Raw genomic sequence first — 25,634 nt, 5'->3', positions numbered from 1 at the left:
CGCGTCAGCCGGGATCATGCGCGAAGCCGGATGCCGGAGGTCGGCGTTGCGGCGGTGGTGATCCGGTGACGGATGATCGCGACCGTCGGGATCATCCGTCACTGGATCAGGACGTCGGTGCGGCCAGGGCCCGCACATGGTCGCTGGACGGTGCGCAGGCCGGCCTTCCCGTGCGATTGCGACGGCCCCGCCTCCCTCCGCTACGCCACCGAGTCGACCACGGCCCGCGCCGAGACCCGGGCGCGGATCCACTGCGCGACCTCTTCGTGCTCCGGGTGCACCTGGTAGCCGTCAAGGCCCGCGACGTCCCCGTGCGTGGTCGTCAGGCGCAGGTGGAACCGCGCGTCGCCGGCACCCTCCGCGCCCAGGTCCTTGTCCAGCGCGGCGTCGAGGCTGAGGATCTGCGGCACTTTGCCGACCAGCGACTCCAGAAGTTCCTTGGCCTTGGGCGCGTCCGCGGGCTCGGCGAAGCGGAACAGGACGGTATGGGTGAGCACTTTGTGGACCTCCTGGAACTGGTGCAAACGATAAAACCGCAGCGTACCCGGGCCGCCGGGATCAACCAGTGGAAGATCCCGCCAACAAATAGTTGAACTCTCAATGATTGATTGCTACGTTTACTGCGAGCTCAACTACCCGTACACCACCACACTTGAGGATGTCCGCATGACCACTCAGACCGCAACGCCGCCCGGGTACCTCACCGGCACCTGGAACATCGACTCGGTCCACTCCGACATCGCCTACTCCGTGCGTCACCTCGGCATCGGCAAATCCCGCGGACGCTTCGACGGCTTCGACGGCGCGATCACCACAGCCGAGAACCCCCTCGAGTCGACGGTCACCGCGACCATCCGGACCGCATCGCTGAACTCGGGCAACGAGATGCGCGACGGGCACGTCCGCGGCGCTGACTTCCTTGACGTCGAGGCCCACCCGACGATGAGCTTCACCTCGACCGGGATCCGCGCCGAGTCGGAGTCCGTGTTCCAGGTCGACGGCGAGCTGACACTGCGCGGCATCACCAAGCCCGCCACCCTGGAGCTGGAGATCAACGGCTTCGGCCAGGGCATGGACGGCAAGCCGCTCGCGGGCTTCTCGGCCAGCACGACGATCAACCGCAGCGACTTCGAAATCACCGGCGGCCCGGCCGGCGCGGCGATCGGCGAGAAGATCACGATCACCCTGGAGATCGAGGCGCAGCAGGCCTGAGGCCTGTTCACTTCTTCTTGATCAGCTGCCCTCTGCTTGCGCGCGACGCAAGCAGAGGGCAGCTGTCGTACGGGGTTGCTACGCGTCGGTTTGGGGTGGGGACAACCCCCGCGCGGGCGGGGACCACGTCGACCAGGCCCTGGTCCTGACCGGCACCCAGGGACAACCCCCGCGCGGGCGGGGACCACGGGACCGGACTGGTCCAGGTGGACGGAGAGCAGGGACAACCCCCGCGCGGGCGGGGACCACCCGACGGGCCTGACGGGTGGTCCGGCCCGCTCAGGACAACCCCCGCGCGGGCGGGGACCACCTTGTCCGCCTCGGTCTGGTACTTGTCGGCCCGGGACAACCCCCGCGCGGGCGGGGACCACGAGGCGTGGGTCTCGATGGCCTTGTCCCAGTGGGGACAACCCCCGCGCGGGCGGGGACCACCTGACTCACTGACACTCGCAGATACCAGGACTAGGACAACCCCCGCGCGGGCGGGGACCACCAGGTCGGCGTACGCCTTCTTCAGCTTGGCGAGGGACAACCCCCGCGCGGGCGGGGACCACTCGCCGCCGATGTTCACCGGCACACGGACGGGGGGACAACCCCCGCGCGGGCGGGGACCACCGTAGGATGCTGCGCACGCTGGTGCAGGTGGTGGGACAACCCCCGCGCGGGCGGGGACCACGAACGGCACGGGCACCTCGTGAACCGTGCGGGAGGACAACCCCCGCGCGGGCGGGGACCACCTGGCGATCTGGAACGGGGCGTCGCCCTTTCGCGGACAACCCCCGCGCGGGCGGGGACCACGTGAGAGGACTCCTATGGCCCCCCAGATCCTGGGGACAACCCCCGCGCGGGCGGGGACCACCCGAAGTCGCTCTCGGCCGCCTGTAGGCGTTCGGGACAACCCCCGCGCGGGCGGGGACCACCATTGGGCTCGCCGGGCGTACTAGGAGACGGCAGGACAACCCCCGCGCGGGCGGGGACCACACTTCCTGACCTGCGCCCCCTCCAGCCGGTTGCCTCGTTTACATTCACCGACTACACGGTTGGAGAAGGCTGCGTCAACTCTCCACTCGGCAGAACAGAACCTGATCCACCATCAACAATCCGGCGTAGCAACACCCGACGGACGATAACACCGGTACTCACCATCGACGGATCTACGCCGGTTCCGCCACCCGTTGTCGGCGGTCACTGATAGACATGGGGCCGTGACCGAACCGAAAGCCGCCACGCCCTTCTCCCCCGCCGCCGAAGCGGTCTGGGCGAAGACCGGGAAGTTCAGCCGTGATCCGCGCATCCCCGATCACGCGTGGCACCCACTGCCCGCACACATGGCCGATTCGGTGGTCACCGCCGGCTGGGTGTGGGACACAATGCTCACGCCCGCAGCCCGCGAGCTGCTGTCGTCCGGCCTCTCCGGCGGTCCTGCGGAAGGCCGCAAGCGCTACTGCTGGCTCGCGGCCTTGCATGACCTCGGCAAATGCTCTATTTCCTTTGCCACCAAGAGTTTTCCGCATCTGGGGCCGATCCGGCGTGCTGGGCTTCCACTCCCCTCCGTGCCTGTAACTGCCCGCCCCCACGGGCACATCTCCGGCCAAGCGCTGTTGCGGTCACTTCAGGATGACGGCTGGAGTACGGATGCAGCGCTGTGGCCCGCAATGGTGGTGGGTGGTCACCACGGCGTGTTCCCCGCAGCCGAGGCATTCGCGGACCCCCATGGGATCGGGGAAGCCGACTGGGAATCCGTACGCCGTGAACTGTTTTTGACGTTCACCCGACTGACGGGTGCCGAACCGGACCGCTGGCGCTCAGTTGCCACGCCTTCGCTGCCCGCACAATCCGCGCTCGCCGGGGCGGTCACCCTTGCTGACTGGCTGGCGAGTAACGAGACCGCCTTTCCGTTTACCCATGGAATGCCCGCCGGCTATCCGACTCCCGTCCCGCTGCCGGAACTCACCCGATGGAAGGGAGGCTGGCTCCCGGATCCCGCTTCCGAATCCGCAGGCGTGACTGAGCACTTCCGTAAGCGTTTTTTCAGCAACCACCCGGGCAGAAGTCCCCGGCCCGTCCAACGAGTCGCGTTCGAAATCGCACAACACACCACTGGTCCCGGGCTGATGCTCATTGAGGCACCCATGGGTGAAGGGAAAACCGAGGCAGCGCTCGCCGTCGCCGAGGTTCTCGCCGCCAAGACCGGTGCGCACGGTCTGTTCATCGGGCTGCCGACCCAGGCGACCTCAAATCAGATGTTCGAGCGGGTGGTGAAGTGGCTCGACGGACAGCAGGGGAAGACGAACGTGGCGCTGGCCCACGGGAAAGCCGTACGACAGCCCGTTTTCCGGCAGCTTCTGGCCGGCGGTGTCGGAATCGACGAATGTGACGGCGGAACGGCCGCATCGAGCTGGCTGACGGTGCGTCATCGTCAGCTGCTGTCCCCTGTTGTCGTCGGGACGGTCGACCAATTGCTCTATGCGGGCGTTTCCATCCGGTTCGTTTCGCTGCGACATCTGGGCCTGATCGGCAAGGTCGTCGTTATCGACGAAGTTCACGCGTACGACGCCTACATGTCCACAATCCTGAACAGCGCGCTGGCCTGGCTCGGTGCGGCGCGAGTGCCGGTCATCCTGCTCTCGGCCACTCTGCCCGCGCAGGCCCGCGAAGAGCTGATGTCGGCGTACGCCGGAAATCGGGTCACCGTGACCACCGCAGGCTACCCGCTGGTCAGTTGGATTGACGCACCACAACAGCGCACCGAACCTGAGCTGGCTCCCTACGACTGGGATGACGACTGGAAGCCCTGGGTGAAGCCAACGGAAATCGCAACTCCAGCCGCCAGTACCGCCATTGCGGAACCTTCTTCCGCTACGCCCGATGAAAAGCCGTCGGCCGGAGTTGAGTGGATTTCCGAAGACGACAGCTCCGACCTGATCGGCCGCATCGTTGAAATGGCTGCCTCAGGTGCGCGGGTTCTGGTGATCCGGAACACCGTAGGGAAAGTTCAGGAAACCGCGAAGAGGCTTGCCTGCGCCGGCGGGTCAGGGCACAACATCCTCGGAGTCCGGCAGTTCCACGCGCGGTTCACCGATGCGGATCGCCGGAGCGGCGACCAGTGGCTGGTTGAGAACTTCGGGTCTCAGCAGCAGAACAGGCCGGGATATATCACCGTTGGTTCACAAGTGCTGGAACAGTCCCTGGATATCGATTTCGATGTTCTGGTCACCGATCTCGCCCCCGTGGACCTCCTGCTCCAGCGTCTCGGCCGGGTTCACCGGCATCAACGCGACGACCGTGCTCCAGGGTTCGACAAGAACCCCCTGATGCTGATCGCCGGGTTCACCGAGCGGTCCGGGCAACCCCCAGGGTTGCCTGTCGGCTCGGAGTGGATATACGGAACGCATCTGCTGTGGCGCACTTTTCTCGCGTTGCGGGGCCGTACGGAGATCCGGCTTCCCGGCGATATCGCGGAATTGGTGCAACTCGTTTACGGTGATGCCCTGTTGGGCCCGGCGGACTGGCAGTCCGCCTTGACCGGCGCCCGGCGCGCTTCCGATGTACGAATCGCCAAGAAGGCGCGCTCCGCAGGCGGGATCATCCTGCCCGGCCCCACCTCGGTCGACCATCTCGGCGCGCTCCACCGGAACGGCAGGAACGGTGTGGACGAGGACGATCCGACCGTCCAGTCCCACGTACGGGACGGCGAACCGACCGTCGAGGTCGTCCTCTTGCGACGGACGGCGGATCCTGACGTGGTGCGGACGGTCTCCGGTCCGGAGAACGAGCGTCGGACGGTGACACTTTCTGAGGTGCCGGACGACGAGCTCGCCGAGGTGATCCTGGATCAGTCGGTACGGCTGCCGGTGGGGGCTTCGGCGGCTTACCGGGAAGTGGAGCTCCGGCCTTCAGCCTGGAGGGACTGTCCTGCGCTGACCAAAGCGCGAGCGTTTCTCCTGCCAGACGAGGACGGTCGCGCACACCTGGGCGACAAGGGGTACACCTATGACCCGGGAACTGGGCTGAAGTCCCACTCGTGATCGCCGCACGTTTGAGCGATCTTCGCCCGCCGGAGACAACCTCAAGCGCACTGGGATTCCTGGGTCCGTACTACTCGACAGTCGCACATTGTACTCATAATCTCACTATCCATCAGGCGTCGTCCCCGACCGCCACTGCGGGGGTGCTCCGCGCACAGGGATCCATGGACCGCTCGTCCCGGCCCGCGCCGGGGTTCTCTGTACGCCTGATCACTGCCGACTGATTCCGCGATCAAGGGGACATCATGGCAAGGAACCAATCGAGCATTCCACTCATCGAGAGCCAAATCCGACTCGGAGGCGGGATTCTCATCAGCATCAAAATCACTACGCAGGGGCTGCTCGTGCTGACCTCATTCGTAGCGGCGCTGGCGGTCTCCTTGTTGGCCCTTCCGCGCTGACACAGCTCCAACCGACGGGGCGCAGCGTCGCCACTACGCGTCCTGTCGGCCCACACATCAGAAGTCAGGAGCCGTTCGGTGTCCGACGTGTACCGCGTACCGCACTTCGATCTGGTGGATTCCCCCTGGCTGCCCGCCATCGGCGTTGACGGACGCGCCTACGAACTTTCGATCCGTCAGATCCTCGTCGACGCACACACCATCCGCGATCTGACTCCCGACGTGCCGACGCAGTACCCGCCCTTACTACGACTGCTCCTCGCACTGCTTCACTCGGCCCTCGGCAAAAGCCGCGAACGTGGGCCTGCCGACCTCAAAGAGTGGAACGAGCTGTGGAATTACGGCCCCGGCGGGCACAACGCAGGCCGCGGTTTCCCGACGAAGCGCATATCCGGCTACCTCGACGAGTGGCAGCACAAGTTCAACCTGTTCGGCCGTGACGCTCTGTTTCAGGTTCCGGGTCTCCAGGCGCTGAGCAGCGAGACAAAAAGCGCCGCACTGCTCATCCCGTCCTTGGCCACCGGCAACAATGTGCCGTTGTTCTCAGCACGGCGCGACTCCGGACCCCCTCCGCTCGGCGCTGCTGAAGCGGCCCGCTGGCTGTTGCACACACAGGCTTATGACACCGCCACGATCAAGACCGGTGCGGTCGGTGACGGAAGGGCCAAAGCCGGTAAAACCACCGGGAATCCGACCGGGCCGCTCGGCCAGCTCGGCTTCGTCTCCCCGGTCGGTCCCACCCTCTGGCACACTCTGATGCTCAATCTCCTGGTGCTCGACGGCACCCGGACGAGCAGCGACGACCTGCCGGTCTGGGAACGTGACAAACCGCTGACAGCAGAGTGGGACACCGTTCCCCGCCCCGCCGGTCTTCTGGAGCTGTACACCTGGCCCGCCCGGAGGATCGCGCTGCGACCCGTCTGGGACGGTCAGGAATGGCGGGTTCCGGCCGTCGTGCTCACAGCTGGGGACCGCCTCGACATACCGGCGTTGTACGGGCTGGAGCCGCACACCGCCTGGCAGTTGAGCGCGAATCTGTCGAAGAAACACGGCCGGGACACTTATTGGCCGGTTCAGCACCGGGCGGAACGGCAATTGTGGCGCGGGCTGCAATCGACGCTCGCGCTTGCCGAAAAGACCGGCCAGTCGGGCCGTCGGCCCCAAGTGCTGCAGCAACTGGCGGAACCCTCCGTCAAGCAAGCAGTATCGGCGGTTCCCGTGCGGCTGCGGGCGGTCGGCATGTTCTACGGAACACAGAGCGCGGTCTTCGATGATGCGTACACCGACGAAATCCCGTTGCCGCTAGCTGTACTGGAAACTGTGGACCAGGCATGGCACGGCGTCGTACTCAACGCGGTGAAGTCCACCGAGTCGGCTGTGTATCTGCTGACCGACCTCGTCGCCGATCTGTCGCGAGCCGCCGGCGACCGGGAATCCTCGACCATCGACGCCGCGCGCGCACAGGCCCGGACATCTTTCTACGCCGCCCTCGACGGCTCGTTCCGGGAATGGCTCACCGTCGTCGACACGATGTCGTCAACGGGCACCGCACCGACGGACGGCGCTCTCGCCCGGTGGGTCCATCAAGTGCGGGACAGCATCAGCCCGTTGGCGGATACCGCCTTTGCCCAGGCACCCCCGGATGCAGTCCGTGGGCGTCTCGCCGAAGTCGGCGGGAAGAAGATCCTGCTCTCTTCCGCCGTCGCACTCACGATCTTTCACCGGCGACTGAACAAACTTCTCGGGCCGTCCAATGAACCAGGAGGTTCACCGCGTATGTCCGGCCTGTTGGCCGCCACCCACGGTGGTTGGCATGTTCAGCTGTCCCTGTTGCTCACCCGGGTCGCGGAAAGTTCCGCGTCGGCCGCTGCCTGCCGAAAGGGGCTGGGAAAAGCGCCCCTTGAAGTAAAGGATATGTGGCCACTCGTCTTTCCGGTCACGGAGAAACTTGCCGACAACGACGCCTGGAGAACCCGCGCGGACCACGCGGTCCATCACGCGACCTCGCTTTTCGCCCACCACCTCCAGGGTTTCCGGTCCGACCTGTCACCCCATCAGGAACGTGGCCCTTCATTCGGGACTGCCATGCGGAAACTGGCCGAAGCGCGCGATCCGAACCCGGTTCCGAAAGACGGCCCGACAACACGGAAGTTCCTGAATGCCGTGACCGCCGACGAACCCGGCGAACTGACCGGCCATCTGCGCGGTGCCGTAATGCTGATGCGCGCAGAAGGTATCCGCCTTGACTACATCCAGCTGGCCGATGCACTCGCTGCCTGGCCCGATTCCGCACTGCGCCAGAAGATCCGCAGCACCTGGGGCGCCGATTTCTATCGCGCGCCGAAAGTTACCCGTACTCCCCCGGAATCACCCGGGGAGTCCACACCGGCCGTTCCTGCGCCGGTCCAGCCTGATGGCGGGGACGATTCCGCCTCGACTCTCTACTGACACCACCGACCGGGGGCCGGACATGCCGTTCGTCGATATCCACGTAATCCAGAACGTACCGCCGTCCAACATCAACAGGGATGAGTCCGGGAGCCCGAAAACCGCCCGGTACGGCGGGGTTCCGCGCGCCAGGGTGTCGTCCCAGGCGTGGAAGCGGGCCGTACGGAATTCCTTCAAGGAATCGCCGGACCTCGCCGGGGAGGCCGGAACGCGCACAAAACGGCTCCCCCAGGTCATCGCCGACCGCGTGGCTGAAGCCGAGCCGTCGCTGGCGGACCGTGCGGACGCGATCGGTCTCGCGGCAGCCGCATCGATGTTCAAAGTGAAGGCAGCCAAACCCAAAAAGGGCGAAGCGGCCCGGCCGGTGACGGAGTATCTGCTGTTCCTGGGTGAGCAGCAGATCGACCGGGTGGTCGGCAGGCTTGTCGGTGAGGCTGACGCACTGGCCGGAGCCGACAACGACACAATCACCGCTATCGTCGCCAACCTCAAACTCGCCGAACTCGGCATCACCGGCCACCCCGGCGCCGTCGCACTGTTCGGACGGATGGTCGCCGACGATCCGCACACCAACGTGGACGCAGCCTGCCAGGTCGCGCACGCGCTCTCGACCCACAAGGTGGAGCTGGAATTCGACTATTTCACCGCCGTGGACGATGAACCGGACGGGGACAGCGGGTCCAGCGCCAGAATGATCGGCTCGGTCGAGTTCAATTCTGCGACGCTGTACCGCTACGCCACGGTCGATCTGACCGAACTGCTGCACAACCTCGACGGTGAAGTCGAGCGTGCCGTTGAGATCCTCGGAGGATTTCTCCGGGCATTCGCCCTGTCGATGCCGACCGGCAAGCAGAACACCTTCGCCAACCGCACCCGTCCCGACTTCATCCAGATCCAAGTGCGTACGGATCAACCGGTGAACCTGGTCGGTGCGTTCGAAAGGCCTGTACAGGCGGACGTCGGGGGGCTCGTTGCCGCGTCGGTGGTGGAACTCCTTCGCTATGGAAACGAGCAGGACAACACTTTCGACGACGCCCCGGCCGAATCGGTGCTGGTGTGCCCCGCACGGCTGACGGAGCAGCTAAAAGCCGATCTGAAGGGCACCGAGTCGCAGGTGCGGCCCGTCAAGTTCCCGGAAGCGATCGAGCGTACGGTAGCCGCGGCCCGGCGGCTGTTCCCCGTGCCCGTGGCGGAATCGTGAGTGTCCTCGTCCTCCGCCTTGCCGCTCCCCTACAGTCCTGGGGCGTCTCGGAACGCAATATGACCCGCGACACGGCACTGGTCCCCACCAAGTCGGGTGTCGTCGGATTGCTCGCCGCCGCACTGGGCCGACCGCGTGGAAGTGACCTCGCGGACCTGTTCAGCCTTCGTTTCGGCGTACGGAGTGACCAGCCCGGGGAGCCGCTGACCGACTATCACACTGTCAGTGGGGCCTCCCAGACCGACCCGCTCGGGAAGTGGACCGGCCGGCTGCCGACGGCATCCGGGAACCGGCTTTCTGTAACCGACTCGACCAAAGTGACGCGTCGGCACTACCTGCAGGATGCCGTGTTCATCGCGGCATTCGAAGGACCCGCGGAGTCCGTAGACGCGTGTGCGTCGGCCGTACGCCGTCCACGTTTTCCGCTGTATCTCGGGCGTCGGTCCTGCCCGCCGGCCGGGCGGGTGCTCGTCGGGGTCGAGCACGACCAGGATCTTGAGCAAGTCCTGCATGACGTGCCGTGGCGCGGGTCGGCCAAAGAAAGTGCGGGCCGGACGGCCCCGGTTTCCCTGGCCATCCAGATCGAGGACCCGGCCGGGCTCGACTCCGTCGCCGACATCGTGCTGCCCTCACCACCGTGGGAACGCCGGTTCGCCACACGGTCGATCAGACATCTGACGGTCTCGCCGACACCGCACGATCCGCTCAGCCTGCTTGCCGAATTCAACCGGAACGGTGCCTGATGACCTACCTGACCCGGGCGTTCCTGAACCCCCGTCGAGGCGGTGCACAGAAACTGCTCAGCAGCCCGCAGGCCATGCACGCGTGTGTCCTCGCCGGTTTCCCGGAGCAGCCGATCGTACACAGCCCCGACGCTCGGGTGCTGTGGCGGCTGGACGCGGACAACCCGCACCGCCCCGCACTGTTGCTGATGTCGCCGCAGAAACCCGACCTGACGCATGTCATCGAGGCGGCCGGCTGGCCTGCTGCGGACCTGCCGCAGTGGGAGGCGAAGCCGTACGGGCCGCTCCTCGGTCAGCTGAAACCCGGCCTCACGTTCGCGTTCCGGCTGACGGCCAATCCGGTGCACTACCGGCGCGGGCAGGACGACAAGCGTCGCGGGAAACGATTCGAGCACGTGACGGCGGCGCAGCAGACGGGCTGGCTACTTGAGCAGTCAGAGCGGGCGGGGTTCCGGATCCTGCCCTCGTCGGCTCCGGGTCCGGATGGGGATGTTCCGCTTCAGTTGCATTTGCGGGAGCGCGCGAAAGTCCGGTTCAACAAAGCCAAGGACACCAGGGTCACGATGGCCCGGGTGACGTACGAAGGCGCGCTGGAGGTCACGGATGCCGAAGCGCTGCGCAGAACGCTGATGAACGGGCTGGGCCCGGCACGGGCGTACGGGTGCGGGTTGATGACGCTGGCCAGGTTGGAGTGATCGTTTGCGGCCTGAAATTCGGTCAATAAACGGCAGAGGCGCTAGCGCGGCGCAGGTCAGGAAGTGTGGTCTCCGCCTACGCGGAGGTATTCCGGAATTCACTCTGGTTCAAGTCCGGGGCGGGGCGTGGTCTCCGCCTACGCGGAGGTATTCCGGCCATCACGTCGCGGATGGTGTCGTAGCCGCCGTGCTCCCCGCCCACGCAGGGTGCGCCGACACAGATGGCCCCCGACCTCACACGAGGTCGGGGGCCGTCCGTTCAACTACCTGTCAGTTCTTGTCTTCCGCCGTCTTCGGCTTCGCGTCCACGCCCGCCTCGCGGCGCTGCGCCGGGGTGATCGGCGTCGGTGCGCTGGTCAGCGGGTCGCTGCCGCTTGCCATCTTCGGGAAAGCGATCACATCGCGGATGGTGTCGTAACCACCAAGAAGCGTCACCAGGCGGTCGAGACCCAGCGCGATGCCGCCGTGCGGCGGCGGGCCGAAAGCGAAGGCGTCCAGCAGGAAACCGAACTGCGACTCCGCTTCCTCTTCGGAGAGGCCGATCGCGTCGAACGCCCGCTTCTGGACGTCCTGGCGGTGGATACGGATCGAGCCGCCGCCGATCTCGGATCCGTTGAGCACCAGGTCGTAGGCGTTCGACAGGGCCTCGCCCGGGTTCTTGTCGAACGTGTCGGTCCACTCGGCGGTCGGCGCGGTGAAGGGGTGGTGGATAGCATGCCACCCGGTCTGGTTCCCCTTGTCGTCCTCGATGGGCTCGAACATCGGGAACTGGTCGACCCAGAGGAAGTTCCACTTGCTCTCGTCGATGAGGTCGCAGCGCTTGGCGATCTCCTGACGGGCCGCGCCGAGCAGTTCGAGCGAAGCCGTACGACGACCGGCCGCGAAGAAGATCGCGTCGCCGCGGGAAGCTCCCGAGGCCTCGACCAGGCCGGCCAGGTGTGCCTCCGACAGGTTCTTCGCGACGGGGCCGCGCAGCTCGCCGGTCTCGGCGTCGATCAGGACGTATGCCAGGCCGCGCGCGCCGCGCGACTTCGCCCAGTCCTGCCAACCGTCAAGCTGCTTACGTGCCTGCGCGGCGCCGCCCGGCATGACGACCGCACCCACGTACTCAGCCTGGAAGACTCGGAATTCCGTGCCCTCGAAGTACGCGGTGAGATCCTTCAGCTCGACCTCGAAGCGGGTGTCCGGCTTGTCCGAGCCGTACCGCGCCATCGCCTCGGCGTAGGGCATCCGCGGCAGCGGCAGCGGGATCTCGTAGCCGTGGACTTCCTGCCAGACCCGGGCGACGACCTTCTCGCCGAGCGCCATGATGTCGTCCTGGTCGACGAACGAGGCTTCGATGTCGAGCTGGGTGAACTCCGGCTGGCGGTCCGCGCGGAAGTCCTCGTCACGGAAGCAGCGGGCGATCTGGTAGTAGCGCTCCATGCCGCCGACCATGAGCAATTGCTTGAACAGCTGGGGCGACTGCGGCAGGGCGTACCAGCTGCCCGGCTGCAGCCGGACGGGGACCAGGAAGTCGCGGGCGCCTTCCGGCGTGGACCGGGTCAGGTACGGCGTCTCGATGTCCAGGAACCGCTCCTGCGCCATGACCTCGCGGATGATCCGCGTCGTCTCGGCACGCAGCTTCATCGCGCGGGCCATCGGCGCGCGGCGCAGGTCGAGGTAGCGGTAGCGCAGGCGCACCTCCTCGTTCACCGAACCGGGGGTGTACTCCTCGATCGGGAACGGCAGCGGCGCGGCCTCGCTGAGCACCTCGAAGTCGTCGACGACGATCTCGATGTCACCGGTGGGCAGGTCCGGGTTGGCGTTGCCCCCGGGGCGGACGCCGACCTTCCCGGTGACCTTGACGCAGTACTCCGAGCGCAGGCCGTGCACCGAGTCCAGGTCGCGGAAGACGACCTGGGCGCTGCCCGAGGCGTCCCGCAGGTCCACGAACGCCACGCCGCCGTGATCGCGGCGCCGGGCCACCCAGCCGGCCAGCGTCACAGTGGTCCCGGCGTCGCTTGCGCGAAGCGTGCCGGCTTCATGGGTGCGGATCACTACAGGGCTCCTAGGGGTGCGGGAAATTGCGTTCAGAATACGGGCTGAAGCAGGTTGAAGCGGGCCGGAACGGGCCGGTTCCGGCCCGTTCCAGTGGTCCCGTACGGCGTCAGCCTCCGAGGACTTCGAGGCGGCCGCGCAGCTCGGCGACCACCTGGTCCAGCGGGACCGACTGCTGGTCGCCGGAGGAGAGGTCCTTGAGCTGGGCAACGCCTTCGGCGATGTCGCGTTCGCCGACGATGACGGCGTAGCGCGCGCCGGACTGCGACGCGGCCTTCATCGAGCCCTTGAGGCCCTTGCCGCCGAAGGCCATGTCGGCGGGGATGTCGGCGACCCGCAGTTCGTTGACGATTTTGAATACCGTACGGCGCGCCGCTTCACCCATGGGGACTCCGTACACGTCGACGTCGACACCGGCGTTGTCGGTGAGGCCTTCCCGCTCCATGGCGAGCATGGTCCGGGTGACGCCGAGCGCCCAGCCGACGGAAGGCAGGTCGGGGCCGCCGAGGTCCTGCGACAGACCGTCGTACCGGCCGCCGCCGCCGATGGCGGACTGCGAGCCGAGTCGGTTGTGCACGAACTCGAAGGTCGTGCGGTTGTAGTAGTCCAGGCCGCGGACGAGCTTCGGGTCGTCCACGTAGTCGATCTTCAGCTCGTCGAGCATCGACTTCACGAAGGCGTGGTACGTCTCGCACGCCGCGCACAGGTTGTCGATGATCAGCGGCGCGTCGGTGAGCTGCGCCTGCACCGCCTCGCGCTTGTCGTCGAGGATCCGCAGCGGGTTGATGTCGATGCGGGCCCGGGTCGCCTCGTCGAGGTCGAGGCCGCGCAGGAACGCGACGAGCTTGTCCCGGTAGACCGGACGGCACTCGCGGCAGCCGAGCGAGTTGAGCAGCAGGGTGAAGTCGGTGAGGCCCAGCTTCTGGAAGCACTCGACGGCGAGCGCGATCATCTCGACGTCGACCAGCGGGTCGTCGCTGCCGATCGCCTCGGCGCCGACCTGGGTGAACTGCCGTGTACGGCCCTCCTGGGGGCGTTCGTAGCGGAAGTACGGGCCGAAGTACCACAGCTTCACCGGCAGCCGGCCGGCCTGCAGGTTGTGCTGGAGCACGGCGCGGACGACGGCCGCGGTGCCCTCGGGGCGCAGCGTCAGCGAACGGTCGCCGCGGTCGGTGAAGGTGTACATCTCCTTGGAGACCACGTCGGTGGACTCACCGACGCCGCGTTTGAACAGCGCGGTGTCCTCGAAGACGGGCGTCTCGATGTAGGAGTAGCCGGCGTCGCGCAGTTCGAGGCCGAACTGGAGGCGGATGCGGTTGAAGAGTTCCGACTGCGGCGGCAGCAGGTCGGGGGTGCCCTTGGGGGAGCTGAACGTACTCATTTTTAAGACTTCACATTCCTCGGTGCGGCCCTGCGCCCGGCACCAGCTCTTGGAGGTACGGGTTGGTGGCGCGTTCGCGGCCGATCGTCGTCTGGGGGCCGTGCCCGGACAGGACCACGGTCTCGTCCGGGAGCGGGAGGACCACCCTGGCGAGCGACCGCCGCATCTGCGCGTAGTCGCCGCCGGGGAGGTCGGTGCGTCCGATGGAGCCGGCGAAGAGCAGGTCACCGCTGTAGAGGATGGGCGGGATGTCGCCCTGCGCGGTGTCCGTGCCGAAGGTCACCGACCCCCGTGTATGGCCGGGCGCATGGCGCACGGTGAATTCCAGGCCCGCGAGCGAGAGGTGCGCGCCGTCGCTGAGTTCCCGTACGTCGTCGGGTTCCTGGAACGTCATGCCGCCGAACACCTGCTGCTTCATGGCCGCGGAGATGCCCTTCCCCGGGTCGGCGAGGAGCTCGCGGTCGTCGGGGTGGATCCAGGCGGGGACCTTGTAGTCCGCGCAGACCGGCACGACGGACCACATGTGGTCGAGGTGGCCGTGGGTGAGCAGGACGGCGACGGGCCGCAGGCGGTTCTTGCGGACGATCTCCTGGACGCCTTCGAAGGCGTTCTGGCCCGGGTCGACGATGATGCAGTCCTCGCCCTCGGCGGGGGCGACGACGTAGCAGTTGGTCTGGAAGGAGCCCGCGGGGAAACCGGCGACGATCACTTCTCTGCCTCACTGCCGCGTAGGGGGAAAAGTCCGCCGGACTACGGCGGACGTGGGAAACCTGACACGAGCCTACCGGCGCGCGGGCGGGTGATGCGAACCGGTTAGCAGGTGGCGTGCCTACACTGGCCGCGAGCTTCGCACTGTTCGATTCCTTCAGGGATCTATGCAGGTCGCGGCACTTGTCCCTAGGGTCTGGGGCAGTTCCCTCCGCACCATGTCGTCCGGTAACCAGTCCAGGAGTGCCTCCGGTGGTCAGCAAGCAGCAGCGCCAGCGCCAGCTGGCTCGTGAGAAGTACGAGCGCCAGACGCAGAAGCGTACGGTCGCCCAGCAGCGCGCGTTCCGCCGCAACAAGATCATTGCCGCGGTGGCCGGTGTCGGTCTTGTCGCAGGTGCGGCGGTCTGGGGCGGGGTCGCCCTGATGGGTGACGACAAGAAGACGAACACCACTCCGGCCGCCGCGAAGTCGCCGGCGCCGACCGCGTCCGACAAGCCGGCGGCGAACACGAAGCCGAAGCAGTGCGCCGCCCCGGAGGCTGGGGAGCCGGCGAAGCTGAGCTTCGACAAGGAGCCGGCGATGGAGATCGACGTGAAGGCGTCGTACCAGATGGTCCTCAAGACCAACTGCGGCGAGCCGGTCACCATCGACCTGAACGCGGAGAAGGCCCCAAAGACCGTGAACTCGTTCGCGTTCCTGGCCGGGAAGAAGTTCTTCGACCACACGAAGTGCCACCGGATGACCGAGGGCGGGCTGAACGTGCTGCAGTGCGGTGACCCGACGGCCACCGGCTCCGGTGGTCCGGGTTACCAGTTCGCCAACGAGAACCTGACGGGTGCGACGTACCCGGCCGGGACGGTGGCGATGGCCAACTCGGGTCCGGACACCAACGGCAGCCAGTTCTTCCTGGTTTACAAGGACAGTCAGCTGCCGCCGCAGTACACCCCGTTCGGGAAGGTCAGCGGCGGCATGGACGTCCTGGAGAAGATCGCCGCCGGCGGTATCGAGGCCCCGGACGCCAGGGGGACGACCGCACCGCACGAGACTGTGGTCCTCAACAGTGTGACCGTCAGCAAGAAGTGAGGCCGGGCCGGGCCGGGCGGCCCGGCCTGGCCGTCCGTGTACCGGTGTCCCTCTCACGTCCTGTGTAGAGTGCGCCGCATTCTGGTTATGCGAAAGGGAGGCCGCTGTGAGCAGCGACCCGTGGGGGCGTGTCGACGAGCAGGGCAACGTCTATGTGAGGACGGCCGACGGTGAGCGTCAGGTCGGCTCGCTGCCTGGCGGCACGTCCGAGGAGGCGCTGGCGTACTTCGTGAAGAAGTACGAGGGCCTGGTGGTCAAGATCGACCTGCTGGTGCGCGCGGTGCGTACCGGGGCACGTGACCCGAAGGAGGCGCAGGAGGACATCACCCGCCTGCGCAAGGAGCTCGCGGAGGCCAACGCCGTCGGCGACCTGGCCGCGCAGACGGCCCGCCTGGACGCGCTGACCGGCGTGGTCGCCGAGCGCCGCGAAGAGAAGAAGGCGCAGAAGGCCAAGGCGCAGCAGGACGCGCACGTCGCCAAGGAGAAGATCGCGGCCGAGGCCGAGCAGCTGGCTTCGAGCACCGACTGGAAGACGGTCGGTGAGCGACTGCGTGGTCTGGTCGACGCGTGGAAGGCGATCCCGCGCCTGGACAAGAAGGCCGACGACGAGCTGTGGAACCGCTTCTCGCTGGCGCGTTCGCAGTTCGCCAAGCACCGCAAGGCGCACTTCGCGGAGCTCGACGAGCAGCGCGACGTGGCCCGCAAGGTCAAGGAGAAGCTGGTCACCGAGGCCGAGGCGCTGTCGGCTTCGACCGACTGGTCGGGCACGTCGACCGACTACCGGACGCTGATGGACCGGTGGAAGGCCGCGGGCCGGGCGCCGCGCGAGGTCGAGGACCTCCTGTGGGCGAAGTTCCGGGCCGCGCAGGACGTGTTCTTCGCCGCGCGCAGTGCCGTGTACGCGGAGCGGGACACCGAGCAGCAGGACAACCAGGCACTCAAGGAGGCCCTGCTTGTCGAGGCTGAGGCGCTCCTGCCGATCAGGGACCTCAAGGCGACCAAAGCCGCGCTGAACAAGATCAGTGAGCGCTGGGAGGCCGTCGGCTTCGTCCCCCGGGACGCGAAGCCGAAGCTGGAGTCGCGGCTCAACGCGGTCGAGCGGGAGGTCCGGGACGCCGAGGAGGACCTGTGGCGGCGCAGCAACCCGGAGGCCCGGGCCCGCGCGCAAGCTGCGGTGGACCAGCTCCAGACGGCCATCGACAAGCTTCAGGTGCAGGCCGAGAAGGCCCGTACGGCGGGCAACGACCGCAAGGTCAAGGAGGCTGAGGCTTCCATCGTCGCGCGCGGCGAGTGGCTGGCCGAGGCGCAGAAGGCCCTGGAGGAGTTCTCCGGCTGAACGGGGCTGACAGCGGTGTGCTGACACGCTGAGAGAAGATCTTGTACGGAGGCCCCCGCGCGTCGGATGATTCCGGCGGGCGGGGGCCGCTGTCATGCCGTACGGGCTACTGCTGTCTGCCGCTGGTCACCCGGTAGGCGTCGAAGACCCCCTCGACGCCCTTGACCGCCTTCAGCACGTGCCCGAGGTGCTTCGGGTCGCCCATCTCGAAGGTGAAGCGGCTGACCGCCACCCGCTCGCGGTTGGTCGCGACCGACGCCGAGAGGATGTTGACGTGCTGGTCGGACAGCACGCGGGTGATGTCCGACAGGAGCCTGGACCGGTCGAGCGCCTGGACCTCTATGGCGACGAGGAACACCGAGGACGCGGTCGGGGCCCATTCGACCTCGACCATCCGTTCGGGCTGCTGCATCAGCGCGTCGATGTTTCCGCAGTCCGCGCGGTGCACCGAGACGCCGTTGCCGCGGGTGACGAACCCGGTGATGGGATCGCCGGGCACCGGCGTGCAGCACCGGGACAGTTTCACCCACACGTCGGCGACGCCCTTGACGACAACACCCGGGTCGCCGGTGGAGCGCGGGCGGCGGCGCTGGGTGCCGAGCGTGGCGGACTCGGCCAGGTCCTCCTGCGCGCCCTCCGCGCCGCCGAGCGACTGGACCAGCTTCTCGACCACGTTCGCGGCCGAGACCTGACCTTCGCCGATCGCCGCGTACAGCGAGGAGATGTCCGGGTGCCGCAGCTCGTGGGCCAGGGTCACCAGGGCGTCGCCGCCGGTCAACAGGCGCTGCAACGGCAGGCCCTGCTTGCGCATCGACTTGGTCAGGGCCTCCTTGCCCTGTTCGATGGCCTCTTCGCGGCGTTCCTTGGAGAACCACTGCCTGATCTTGTTCCGGGCCCGCGGTGACTTGACGAAGCCCAGCCAGTCGCGGCTCGGCCCGGCGCTCTCGGCCTTTGAGGTGAAGACCTCCACCAGGTCGCCGTTGTCGAGCTTGGACTCCAGGGGCACCAGACGCCCGTTGACCCTGGCGCCGATCGTCCGGTAGCCGACCTCGGTGTGCACCGCGAACGCGAAGTCCACCGGGGTGGCCCCGGCGGGCAGCGCTATGACGTCGCCCTTGGGCGTGAAGACGAAGACCTCCTGGCTGGACAGGTCGAACCGGAGCGACTCCAGGAACTCCCCCGGGTCCTCGGTCTCCCGCTGCCAGTCCAGCAGTTGACGCAGCCACGCCATCTCCCCGGCGTGCGTCTCACCCTTGCGGACCCCGCCGGCCCCGGCGCCGGGCGCGGTCTTCGCGCCGACCGCCTCCGCCTTGTACTTCCAGTGCGCGGCGATGCCGTACTCGGCCTTGCGGTGCATTTCGAACGTACGGATCTGCAGTTCGACGGGCTTGCCCTCGGGCCCGATGACCGTCGTGTGCAGCGACTGGTACATGTTGAACTTGGGCATCGCGATGTAGTCCTTGAACCGCCCCGGCACCGGGTTCCACCGGGCGTGGATGGTCCCCAGGGCCGCATAGCAGTCGCGGACGGAGTCGACCAGGACGCGGATGCCCACCAGGTCGTAGATCTCGGCGAAGTCGCGGCCCCGCACGATCATCTTCTGGTAGACGCTGTAGTAGTGCTTGGGCCTGCCGGTGACGACCGGCTTGATCCGGGCCCCGCGCAGGTCCTGCTGCACCTGGTCGATGACCACCGCGAGATACTCGTCGCGCTTGGGGGCGCGCTCGGCCACCAGGCGCACGATCTCGTCGTACATCTTGGGGTAGAGGATCGCGAAGGCGAGGTCCTCCAGTTCCCACTTGATGGTGTTCATGCCCAGGCGGTGGGCGAGCGGGGCGTAGATCTCCAGCGTCTCGCGGGCCTTGCGCTCCTGCTTCTCCCGCTTGAGGAAGCGCATGGTGCGCATGTTGTGCAGCCGGTCGGCGAGCTTGATGACCAGCACCCGCGGGTCCTTGGCCATCGCGATGACCATCTTGCGGACCGTCTCGGCCTGCGCCGCCTCGCCGAACTTGACCTTGTCGAGCTTGGTGACGCCGTCGACGAGCATCGCCACCGTGTCGCCGAAGTCGCGGCGGAGCATGTCGAGGCTGTAGTCGGTGTCCTCGACGGTGTCGTGCAGCAGTCCCGCCATCAGCGTCGGCGGGTCCATGCCGAGTTCGGCGAGGATCGTCGCCACCGCGAGGGGGTGGGTGATGTACGGGTCGCCGCTCTTGCGCTTCTGCCCGCGGTGCCAGCGGTCGGCGGTGACGAACGCCTTCTCCAGGAGCCGGACGTCAGCCTTGGGGTCGATGCCCCTGACCACCCGCAGGAGGGGCTCCAGGACCGGGTTGACGGTGTTCCCGCGCTGCACGCCGAGGCGGGCGAGACGGGCCCGGACGCGTCCCCCGGCGTCCGAACGCAGGCTGCGGGTCCGTTCGGCGGGGCGTGCGGGGGTACGGGCCTGAGTCGTCGCGACAGGGGGTTTCGCCGGTACGGCGACCGCCGCGACGCCGGGCTCGGCGCCCGCCACGACAGTGGGGACCACCGCAGTGGGGGTCACGACAACGGGGTCGACGGTGGGTGTGGCCACCGGCTCCGGGTGACTCGCGGCACGGGCGGTCGGACCGGCCGCGGGCACGTCGGCACCAGGGCCGGTCTCCGGGCCCTTGGTGTGCTGCGCGGGCTCGCCACTGGCCGTCACGGCCGGGCCGTCAGTGCCCTCAGCCGCGGGGGTCGCCCCCCGGGAACGCACAGTAGAGGTCGTACTGGCTGGTCCGGAGCCGTTCGCAGCACCGCCGGGGGCGGTCTCCTGCGTGGGCTCGGGTGCAGCCGACGGAACCACGGGCGTGGCCTCGTCCGGCAACGGAACTCCTCCCGCCGGGGTCGTATCGTCCATGGTAACGAGCGTCACCTGCCCGGGCTTCCCCCGGGACTGTGACCATAGCGGCTCACACCCGGGGCCCGGACGCGGTGCCGCGTCCTCCCGGGGGATGGCCCCCCGGACCCGTGAGGGGCACTCCGGAGCCGCGTGACGCGTTCCGAAGTGCCCCTCACCGGAGAAGTAAACCGCTGGTCAAACGGTGATGTACGCGGTGATCGCCGCATCCGGCAGCAGTGCCGCCACCCGCGCCCGCCCCGGCAGGAAGCCCAGCTCCATCAGCACAGTCACCCCGGCCACCTCAGCGCCGGCCTCGCGGACCAGGCCGATCGCAGCTTCGACGGTGCCGCCGGTGGCGAGCACGTCGTCCACGATGAGCACCCGCTCGCCGGGCTTGAAGGCATCGCGGTGGACTTCGAGGACGTCCTGCCCGTACTCCAGGTCGAACGACCGCGCGAAGGTCGCACGCGGCAACTTGCCCTGTTTGCGGACCGGTACGAACCCGGCGCCGGCCCGGTAGGCGGCCGGGGCTGCGAGGATGAACCCGCGCGCCTCGATGCCGACGACCTTGTCGATGCCCTCCGCCGCGCACTGCGCGGCGATGGCGTCGACGAGCGCGGCGAACGCCCCCGGGTCGGCCAGCAGCGGGGAGATGTCCTTGAAGACGACTCCGGGCTTGGGCCAGTCCGGGACGTCGAGGATGTGGCTTTCGAGCAGGGCCGTGAAGGCCCGGCCGTGTTGCGTGTCCTGTGCTTCCCGCGCGGTGGTCACTTGCGCCGCGCCCCACCGGCGCGACGGGCGCGGCCGCGCTCGTCGACCGGCTGCCGGCGGGCGCGTGCGCGCCCGGCCGGGACCTCGTCCCCGTCGCCGTCCGTGTCCTCGTGTGCCTCGTTGTCGCCGCTGTCCGCCTCGGAACCGCCTTCGGCGGCCTTCCTGGCGTCGGAGGCGCGCCGCTGCTCGACCCGCTTGGCGAGTGAGCGCATCTCAGCGGTGCGCTCCTTCATGTCGGCGAGGAACGGTGTGGCGATGAAGATCGAGGAGAACGCGCCGGCCGCCAGGCCGACGAACAGCGACAGCGCGATGTCCTGCAGCATGCCCGCGCCGAGCAGCGGCCCGCCGACGAACAGCAGGGCGGCGACCGGCAGCAGTGCCACGATCGTGGTGTTGATCGACCGCACCAGCGTCTGGTTCAGCGCGGTGTTGGCGGCGTCGCTGTAGGTCTTCTTCGTCTGCTTGGTGAGCCCGCGGGTGGCGTCCTTGACGCCGTCGAACACGACGACGGTGTCGTACAGGGAGTAACCGAGGATCGTCAGCAGGCCGATGACCGTACCCGGCGTGACCTCGAAGCCCACCAGCGCGTACACGCCGATGGTGATCACGATGTCGTGGATCAGCGCGACGAGGGCGGCGATGGCCATCCGCCACTCGAAGGCGAACGCGAGATAGATCACCACCAGGACGAGGAAGATGAGCAGGCCGTTCAGGGCCTTCTCGGAGATCTCCGAACCCCAGCTGGGGCCGACCACCTGGGTGTCGACCGAGGCGACGCCGAACTCCTTCGCGAGATCGTTGCTGATCTGCGTCGACCTGGCCGCGTTCGACTCACTGAGCTGGATGCGGACCTGGCCGCCGCCGACCTTCTGGATGATCGGCTCGGCACCCCCCGGGGCGACCTTGTCGATCGCCTTGCGGGCGTCCGAGACGGTGATCCCGGCCTTCTTGACGTTGTAGACCGAGCCGCCCTCGAACTCGATGCCGTAGTGCAGACCGCGGCCGAACAGGCCGATCGCGGACAGCACCAGGATCGCCACGGAGACGCCGTACCAGATCTTCTTCCTGCCGACGAAGTCGTAGCTGACCTCGCCCTGGGCCAGGTGGTGGCCGATGTTCCTGAGCTTGCTGATGCGGGACATCAGGCCTCCTTCGCCAGGTCGACGGTCGCCGACGTCCGACGGGTGCGCGGCTTGCGGTAGGACTTCTTGTTAGCCGCGCCCAGCCTGTCCGGGCTGAACCCGGACCACTTGTGCCCCTGGGCGAAGAACTTCTTCTCGGCCAGGATCGTCATCAGCGGCTTGGTGAACAGGAACACCACCACGACGTCGAGCAGCGTGGTCAGGCCCAGCGTGAACGCGAAGCCCTTGACCTTGCCGACCGAGACGCCGTACAGCACCGCGGCGGCGAGGAAGGACACGAAGTCCGACACCAGGATGGTCCGCCGGGCCCGCGGCCAGGCGGCCTCGACGGCCGGCCGGAGCGTACGGCCCTCGCGGATCTCATCGCGGATCCGTTCGAAGTACACGATGAACGAGTCGACGGTGATACCGATAGCCGCGATGGCGCCGACCACCGCCGGCAGGTTCAGCGCGAAGCCGATCCCGCTGCCCAGGAGGCACATCAGCGCGTACGTGAGCGCACCGGACACCGCGAGGCTGGAGATCGCCACGAGGCCGAGACCGCGGTAGTACGCCAGGCAGTACAGGATGATCAGGATGACGCCGATACCGCCGGCCATCAGGCCGCCGCGCAGCTGCTCACCGCCCAGGGACGCCGAAACCTCGGTGACCTCGGACTGGTCGAAGGACAGCGGGAGCGAGCCGTACTTCAGCACGTTGGCGAGGTCCTTGACCTCCTTCTGCGAGAACTTTCCGTTGATGACCGCCTGGCCGCCCGGGATCGGGTTGGACACGTTCGGCGCGGAGACGACCTGGCCGTCCAGCTCGATCGCGAACCGCTGCGTCGGGTACTTGCTCGACGACAGGTCCGTGGTGATCTTGGTGAACTTGTCGGTGCCCTTGCCGTTGAACGACATGGCGACCTGCCAGCCGCCCACGGTCCCGCCCTGCGGCAGTTCCGCCCTGGCGTCGGAGAGGTCGACGCCGTCCACCGCGGCCGGGGCCAGGATGAACTTCTCGACCTGCTCGCCCTTGGAGTCGCGGGTGCAGGCGACCGTCACCTGGTCCGGTGCGACCGCGTTGGTGTTCAGGCGCGCTTCGGGTTTGGTGCAGTCGAGCGTGTTGTACTTCGCGCGGAGCTCCGGGGTGATGCCGTACTTGGCGTCGTTGGCGCCGGGCGCCTGCTGTCCGGCCGCCGGGTCCTGCGCACCGGAGCCGGGGACCGTGAGGTCCAGCGGGGCGTTGGTGGGCGGGGGCGTGGCGCCGGGGGTCGGGTCGGCCTGCTTCAGACCGGGGATGACCCTCCCCTGCGGCTTGCCGGTGCCGCTCGCCGTCGGAGTCGCGGACGCCGGCGGCGTGGCCGACGGCGTGCCGGGCGGCGCCGTCGTCGGCGGTGTGGTCACCGGCGGCGTCAGCGGCAGCGGCGAACCGGCCTCGAGGACCGGGCGGAAGAACAGCTTCGCGGTCTTGCCGACCTGCTCCGCCGTGCCCTTGTTGCCCTTGGGGATGTTGATGACGATGTTGCGGTCGCCCTCGGTCTGCACCTCCGCCTCGGAGACGCCGAACGCGTTGACCCGCTGGCGGATGATCTCCACCGCGGTCTTCATGTTCGCCGAGTTCACCGCGTTCTTGCTGCCGCCGGCGTCGGTCTTGGCGGTCAGCGTGATGCTGGTACCACCGGCAAGGTCGATACCCAGTCGTGGCGTCTTGTCACCGGTCGCGAACATCGCGGCGTAAAGCACCGCGATGACCACCAGAATGAAGGCCAGAACCCGCCGCGGGTGCCCTCGTGAACCAGATTTAGGACCTGCCACCTTCGCCCAATCTCCCAATGCAATGTTTGCCCGGCGATGCCGGCTGCTACAGCTTTTCCAGCTGTTACGACTGTGCGGGTTTGTCGCCGACGCTCTTGTCGTCGGCGTTCTTGTCGTCGCTGTCGCCGTCGTCCGAGGTCTTGCTCAGGTCGGCCTTCTTGCCGAGGTTGACCGGCGCGTCCGCGGACTCCTCACCGGCGGCCTTCGTGCCGGCGGCCGTCTCCTCGACGTCGTCGGCCGGCTCTTCGGTGTCGTGGGACTCATCAGCCGGGGCGTCGTCGCTGCTGAGGATCGCGGCGATCGCGCTCTTCATGTAGCGGGAGTACACCCCCGGTGCGACCTCGAGGACGACAGTGTCCTCCTCGACCTCGTGCACGGTGGCGTACAGACCGGCGATGGTGCGCACTTCAGCCCCCGGCTGCAGTGACGTCTGCGTCTCCTTCGCCTGCTGCTGCCGCTTCTTGGCCGGCTTGATCATCAAGAAGTAGAAGGCGACAGCGATGAGCGGGAGCAAGAAGAGCTGGGCGTTCACAATGCTTCAACGGTTCCTTCCCGGGCTGCTGCCCGGATACGACGTGCGAACAGGCCACAAACCCGCATGGCCTCGGCGGAGTCTAGACGGGTGTGGACAACTGGAACAACGACCAAACGCCGTACTCGTTCCCGGAAGTCACCCGGCTGCCTCTTCATTGTTTCCGAAATCGCCGTCCGATGAAGCGCCGATCAGCGTTTTGGGAGGGTTCATCCCCAGGTGCCGCCAGGCCGCCGCCGTCGCCACCCGGCCCCTGGGCGTGCGGGCCAGCAGGCCGCTGCGCACCAGGAACGGCTCCGCGACCTCCTCGACGGTCTCGGTCTGCTCCCCCACCGCCACCGCGAGCGTGGACAGTCCCGTGGGGCCACCGCCGAACAGGTTGATCAACGCGTGCAGCACCGCCCGGTCGAGCCGGTCCAGGCCGCTCTCGTCCACTTCGTAGACCGCGAGCGCCTTGTCGGCGATCGTCCTGTCGACCCGGCCGTCAGCCTTGACCTGCGCGTAGTCGCGCACCCGGCGCAGCAGCCGGTTGGCGATACGCGGCGTGCCCCGGGACCGTCCGGCGATCTCCGCGGCGCCCGCGGTGTCGATCGGTACGTCGAGCAGCCGGGCCGAGCGGTGGATGACCCGTTCCAGTTCGGACGGCGTGTAGAAGTCCATCTGCCCGGTGAAGCCGAACCGGTCGCGCAGCGGCGGGGGAAGCAGGCCCGCCCGCGTCGTGGCACCCACCAGGGTGAACGGCGGCAGTTCCAGGGGGATCGCGGTGGCGCCGGGGCCCTTGCCGACGATGATGTCGACCCGGAAGTCCTCCATCGCCATGTAGAGCATCTCTTCGGCGGGCCGGGACATGCGGTGGATCTCGTCGAGGAACAGCACCTCGCCCTCACTAAGTGAGGACAGGATCGCCGCGAGGTCGCCGGCGTGCTGGATGGCCGGGCCCGAGGTGATCCGGATCGGTACGCCCATCTCCTGCGCGATGATCATCGACAGGGTGGTCTTGCCGAGCCCGGGAGGCCCGGAGAGCAGCACATGGTCGGACACCGAGCCGCGGGCCTTGGCCGCGTGCAGGACCAGCGACAACTGCTCGCGGACGCGCTCCTGGCCGATGAACTCGTCGAGGCTCCGGGGGCGCAGCGCCGCGTCGACGGCCTGGTCCTCGCCGTCGGCGGATTCCGTCATCAGCCGTTCGCCGTCGTCGCCGTTCATGCCCTGCCCCGGATCATCGTCAAAGGTCGTGTCTTTAGTTGCGTCTTCTGTTGCGTC

At 67.7% G+C, this 25,634-nt stretch carries 18 protein-coding genes and 1 CRISPR repeat array; of the genes, 8 read left to right on the top strand and 10 right to left on the bottom strand.

Annotation, left to right across the window (positions count from 1 at the left end):
* Window positions 1-200: 200 nt before the first annotated feature.
* The gene (locus tag AC0Z36_RS10410; protein WP_485462475.1) at window positions 201-497 is read right to left on the bottom strand and encodes a Dabb family protein; all 297 of its coding nucleotides are present in this window, start codon (window positions 495-497) and stop codon (window positions 201-203) included.
* A 169-nt stretch (window positions 498-666) separates the two neighbouring features.
* Here AC0Z36_RS10410 and AC0Z36_RS10405 point away from each other — a divergent pair, with 169 nt between their 5' ends.
* The 6 genes from AC0Z36_RS10405 to cas6e all read left to right on the top strand — a co-directional run bounded on the left by AC0Z36_RS10405 (window position 667) and on the right by cas6e (window position 10,728).
* Window positions 667-1,212, top strand: a complete 546-nt coding sequence (locus tag AC0Z36_RS10405) for a YceI family protein (protein WP_485462474.1) — start codon at window positions 667-669, stop codon at window positions 1,210-1,212.
* 99 nt (window positions 1,213-1,311) lie between these two features.
* A CRISPR array of direct repeats spans window positions 1,312-2,193; the repeat unit is 28 nt; unit sequence GGACAACCCCCGCGCGGGCGGGGACCAC.
* A 224-nt stretch (window positions 2,194-2,417) separates the two neighbouring features.
* Entirely contained in the window at window positions 2,418-5,240 is a 2,823-nt protein-coding gene (cas3, locus tag AC0Z36_RS10400; protein WP_485462473.1) for a CRISPR-associated helicase Cas3', read from the top strand.
* A gap of 479 nt (window positions 5,241-5,719) precedes the next feature.
* On the top strand, window positions 5,720-8,089 hold the full coding sequence (gene casA, locus AC0Z36_RS10395) for a type I-E CRISPR-associated protein Cse1/CasA (protein ID WP_485462472.1): 2,370 nt from the start codon (window positions 5,720-5,722) through the stop codon (window positions 8,087-8,089).
* 22 nt (window positions 8,090-8,111) lie between these two features.
* Entirely contained in the window at window positions 8,112-9,290 is a 1,179-nt protein-coding gene (cas7e, locus tag AC0Z36_RS10390) for a type I-E CRISPR-associated protein Cas7/Cse4/CasC (protein ID WP_485462471.1), read from the top strand.
* A complete protein-coding gene (gene cas5e / locus AC0Z36_RS10385; protein WP_485462470.1) occupies window positions 9,287-10,033 on the top strand; it encodes a type I-E CRISPR-associated protein Cas5/CasD in 747 nt (248 codons plus the stop codon). The genes cas7e and cas5e overlap by 4 nt, the downstream gene beginning before the upstream one ends.
* Entirely contained in the window at window positions 10,033-10,728 is a 696-nt protein-coding gene (cas6e, locus tag AC0Z36_RS10380; RefSeq protein WP_485462469.1) for a type I-E CRISPR-associated protein Cas6/Cse3/CasE, read from the top strand. The genes cas5e and cas6e overlap by 1 nt, the downstream gene beginning before the upstream one ends.
* A gap of 270 nt (window positions 10,729-10,998) precedes the next feature.
* On the opposite strand, the gene aspS is transcribed toward cas6e, so the two are convergent.
* The 3 genes from aspS to AC0Z36_RS10365 all read right to left on the bottom strand — a co-directional run bounded on the left by aspS (window position 10,999) and on the right by AC0Z36_RS10365 (window position 14,858).
* Window positions 10,999-12,768, bottom strand: coding sequence for an aspartate--tRNA ligase (gene aspS / locus AC0Z36_RS10375; RefSeq protein WP_485462468.1), 1,770 nt, complete (start codon window positions 12,766-12,768; stop codon window positions 10,999-11,001).
* A 109-nt stretch (window positions 12,769-12,877) separates the two neighbouring features.
* Window positions 12,878-14,149, bottom strand: coding sequence for a histidine--tRNA ligase (gene hisS / locus AC0Z36_RS10370; protein WP_485462467.1), 1,272 nt, complete (start codon window positions 14,147-14,149; stop codon window positions 12,878-12,880).
* 10 nt (window positions 14,150-14,159) lie between these two features.
* On the bottom strand, window positions 14,160-14,858 hold the full coding sequence (locus AC0Z36_RS10365) for an MBL fold metallo-hydrolase (protein ID WP_485462466.1): 699 nt from the start codon (window positions 14,856-14,858) through the stop codon (window positions 14,160-14,162).
* A 251-nt stretch (window positions 14,859-15,109) separates the two neighbouring features.
* On the opposite strand from AC0Z36_RS10365, the gene AC0Z36_RS10360 reads away from it, so the two are divergent.
* Both AC0Z36_RS10360 and AC0Z36_RS10355 read left to right on the top strand, forming a co-directional pair.
* Window positions 15,110-15,940, top strand: coding sequence for a peptidylprolyl isomerase (locus AC0Z36_RS10360; protein ID WP_485462465.1), 831 nt, complete (start codon window positions 15,110-15,112; stop codon window positions 15,938-15,940).
* 106 nt (window positions 15,941-16,046) lie between these two features.
* Window positions 16,047-17,276, top strand: a complete 1,230-nt coding sequence (locus tag AC0Z36_RS10355) for a DUF349 domain-containing protein (protein WP_485462464.1) — start codon at window positions 16,047-16,049, stop codon at window positions 17,274-17,276.
* Window positions 17,277-17,382: 106 nt separating this feature from the next.
* On the opposite strand, the gene AC0Z36_RS10350 is transcribed toward AC0Z36_RS10355, so the two are convergent.
* The 6 genes from AC0Z36_RS10350 to ruvB all read right to left on the bottom strand — a co-directional run bounded on the left by AC0Z36_RS10350 (window position 17,383) and on the right by ruvB (window position 25,577).
* A complete protein-coding gene (locus AC0Z36_RS10350) occupies window positions 17,383-20,151 on the bottom strand; it encodes a RelA/SpoT family protein (protein WP_485462463.1) in 2,769 nt (922 codons plus the stop codon).
* 177 nt (window positions 20,152-20,328) lie between these two features.
* Window positions 20,329-20,904, bottom strand: coding sequence for an adenine phosphoribosyltransferase (locus AC0Z36_RS10345; protein WP_485462462.1), 576 nt, complete (start codon window positions 20,902-20,904; stop codon window positions 20,329-20,331).
* Window positions 20,901-22,037 carry a protein translocase subunit SecF gene (gene secF / locus AC0Z36_RS10340; RefSeq protein ID WP_485462502.1) on the bottom strand — a complete coding sequence of 379 codons (1,137 nt, stop codon included), beginning with the start codon at window positions 22,035-22,037 and terminating at the stop codon, window positions 20,901-20,903. Before secF ends, AC0Z36_RS10345 begins: the two co-directional genes overlap by 4 nt.
* Window positions 22,038-22,045: 8 nt before the next feature.
* On the bottom strand, window positions 22,046-23,839 hold the full coding sequence (gene secD, locus AC0Z36_RS10335) for a protein translocase subunit SecD (RefSeq protein ID WP_485462461.1): 1,794 nt from the start codon (window positions 23,837-23,839) through the stop codon (window positions 22,046-22,048).
* A 64-nt stretch (window positions 23,840-23,903) separates the two neighbouring features.
* Window positions 23,904-24,371: a preprotein translocase subunit YajC gene (yajC, locus tag AC0Z36_RS10330; protein ID WP_485462460.1), complete on the bottom strand. Its 468-nt coding sequence runs from the start codon at window positions 24,369-24,371 to the stop codon at window positions 23,904-23,906.
* Window positions 24,372-24,509: 138 nt separating this feature from the next.
* Window positions 24,510-25,577 (bottom strand): Holliday junction branch migration DNA helicase RuvB, encoded by a 1,068-nt coding sequence (ruvB, locus tag AC0Z36_RS10325; RefSeq protein ID WP_485462459.1) that lies wholly within the window; start codon window positions 25,575-25,577, stop codon window positions 24,510-24,512.
* Between the last annotated feature and the right edge of the window lie 57 nt (window positions 25,578-25,634).

This window comes from Kitasatospora sp. UYEF31, from assembly GCF_057291755.1.
Note: the sequence above shows the minus strand (reverse complement) of the source record. Positions and strands in the feature narration are given on the sequence as shown.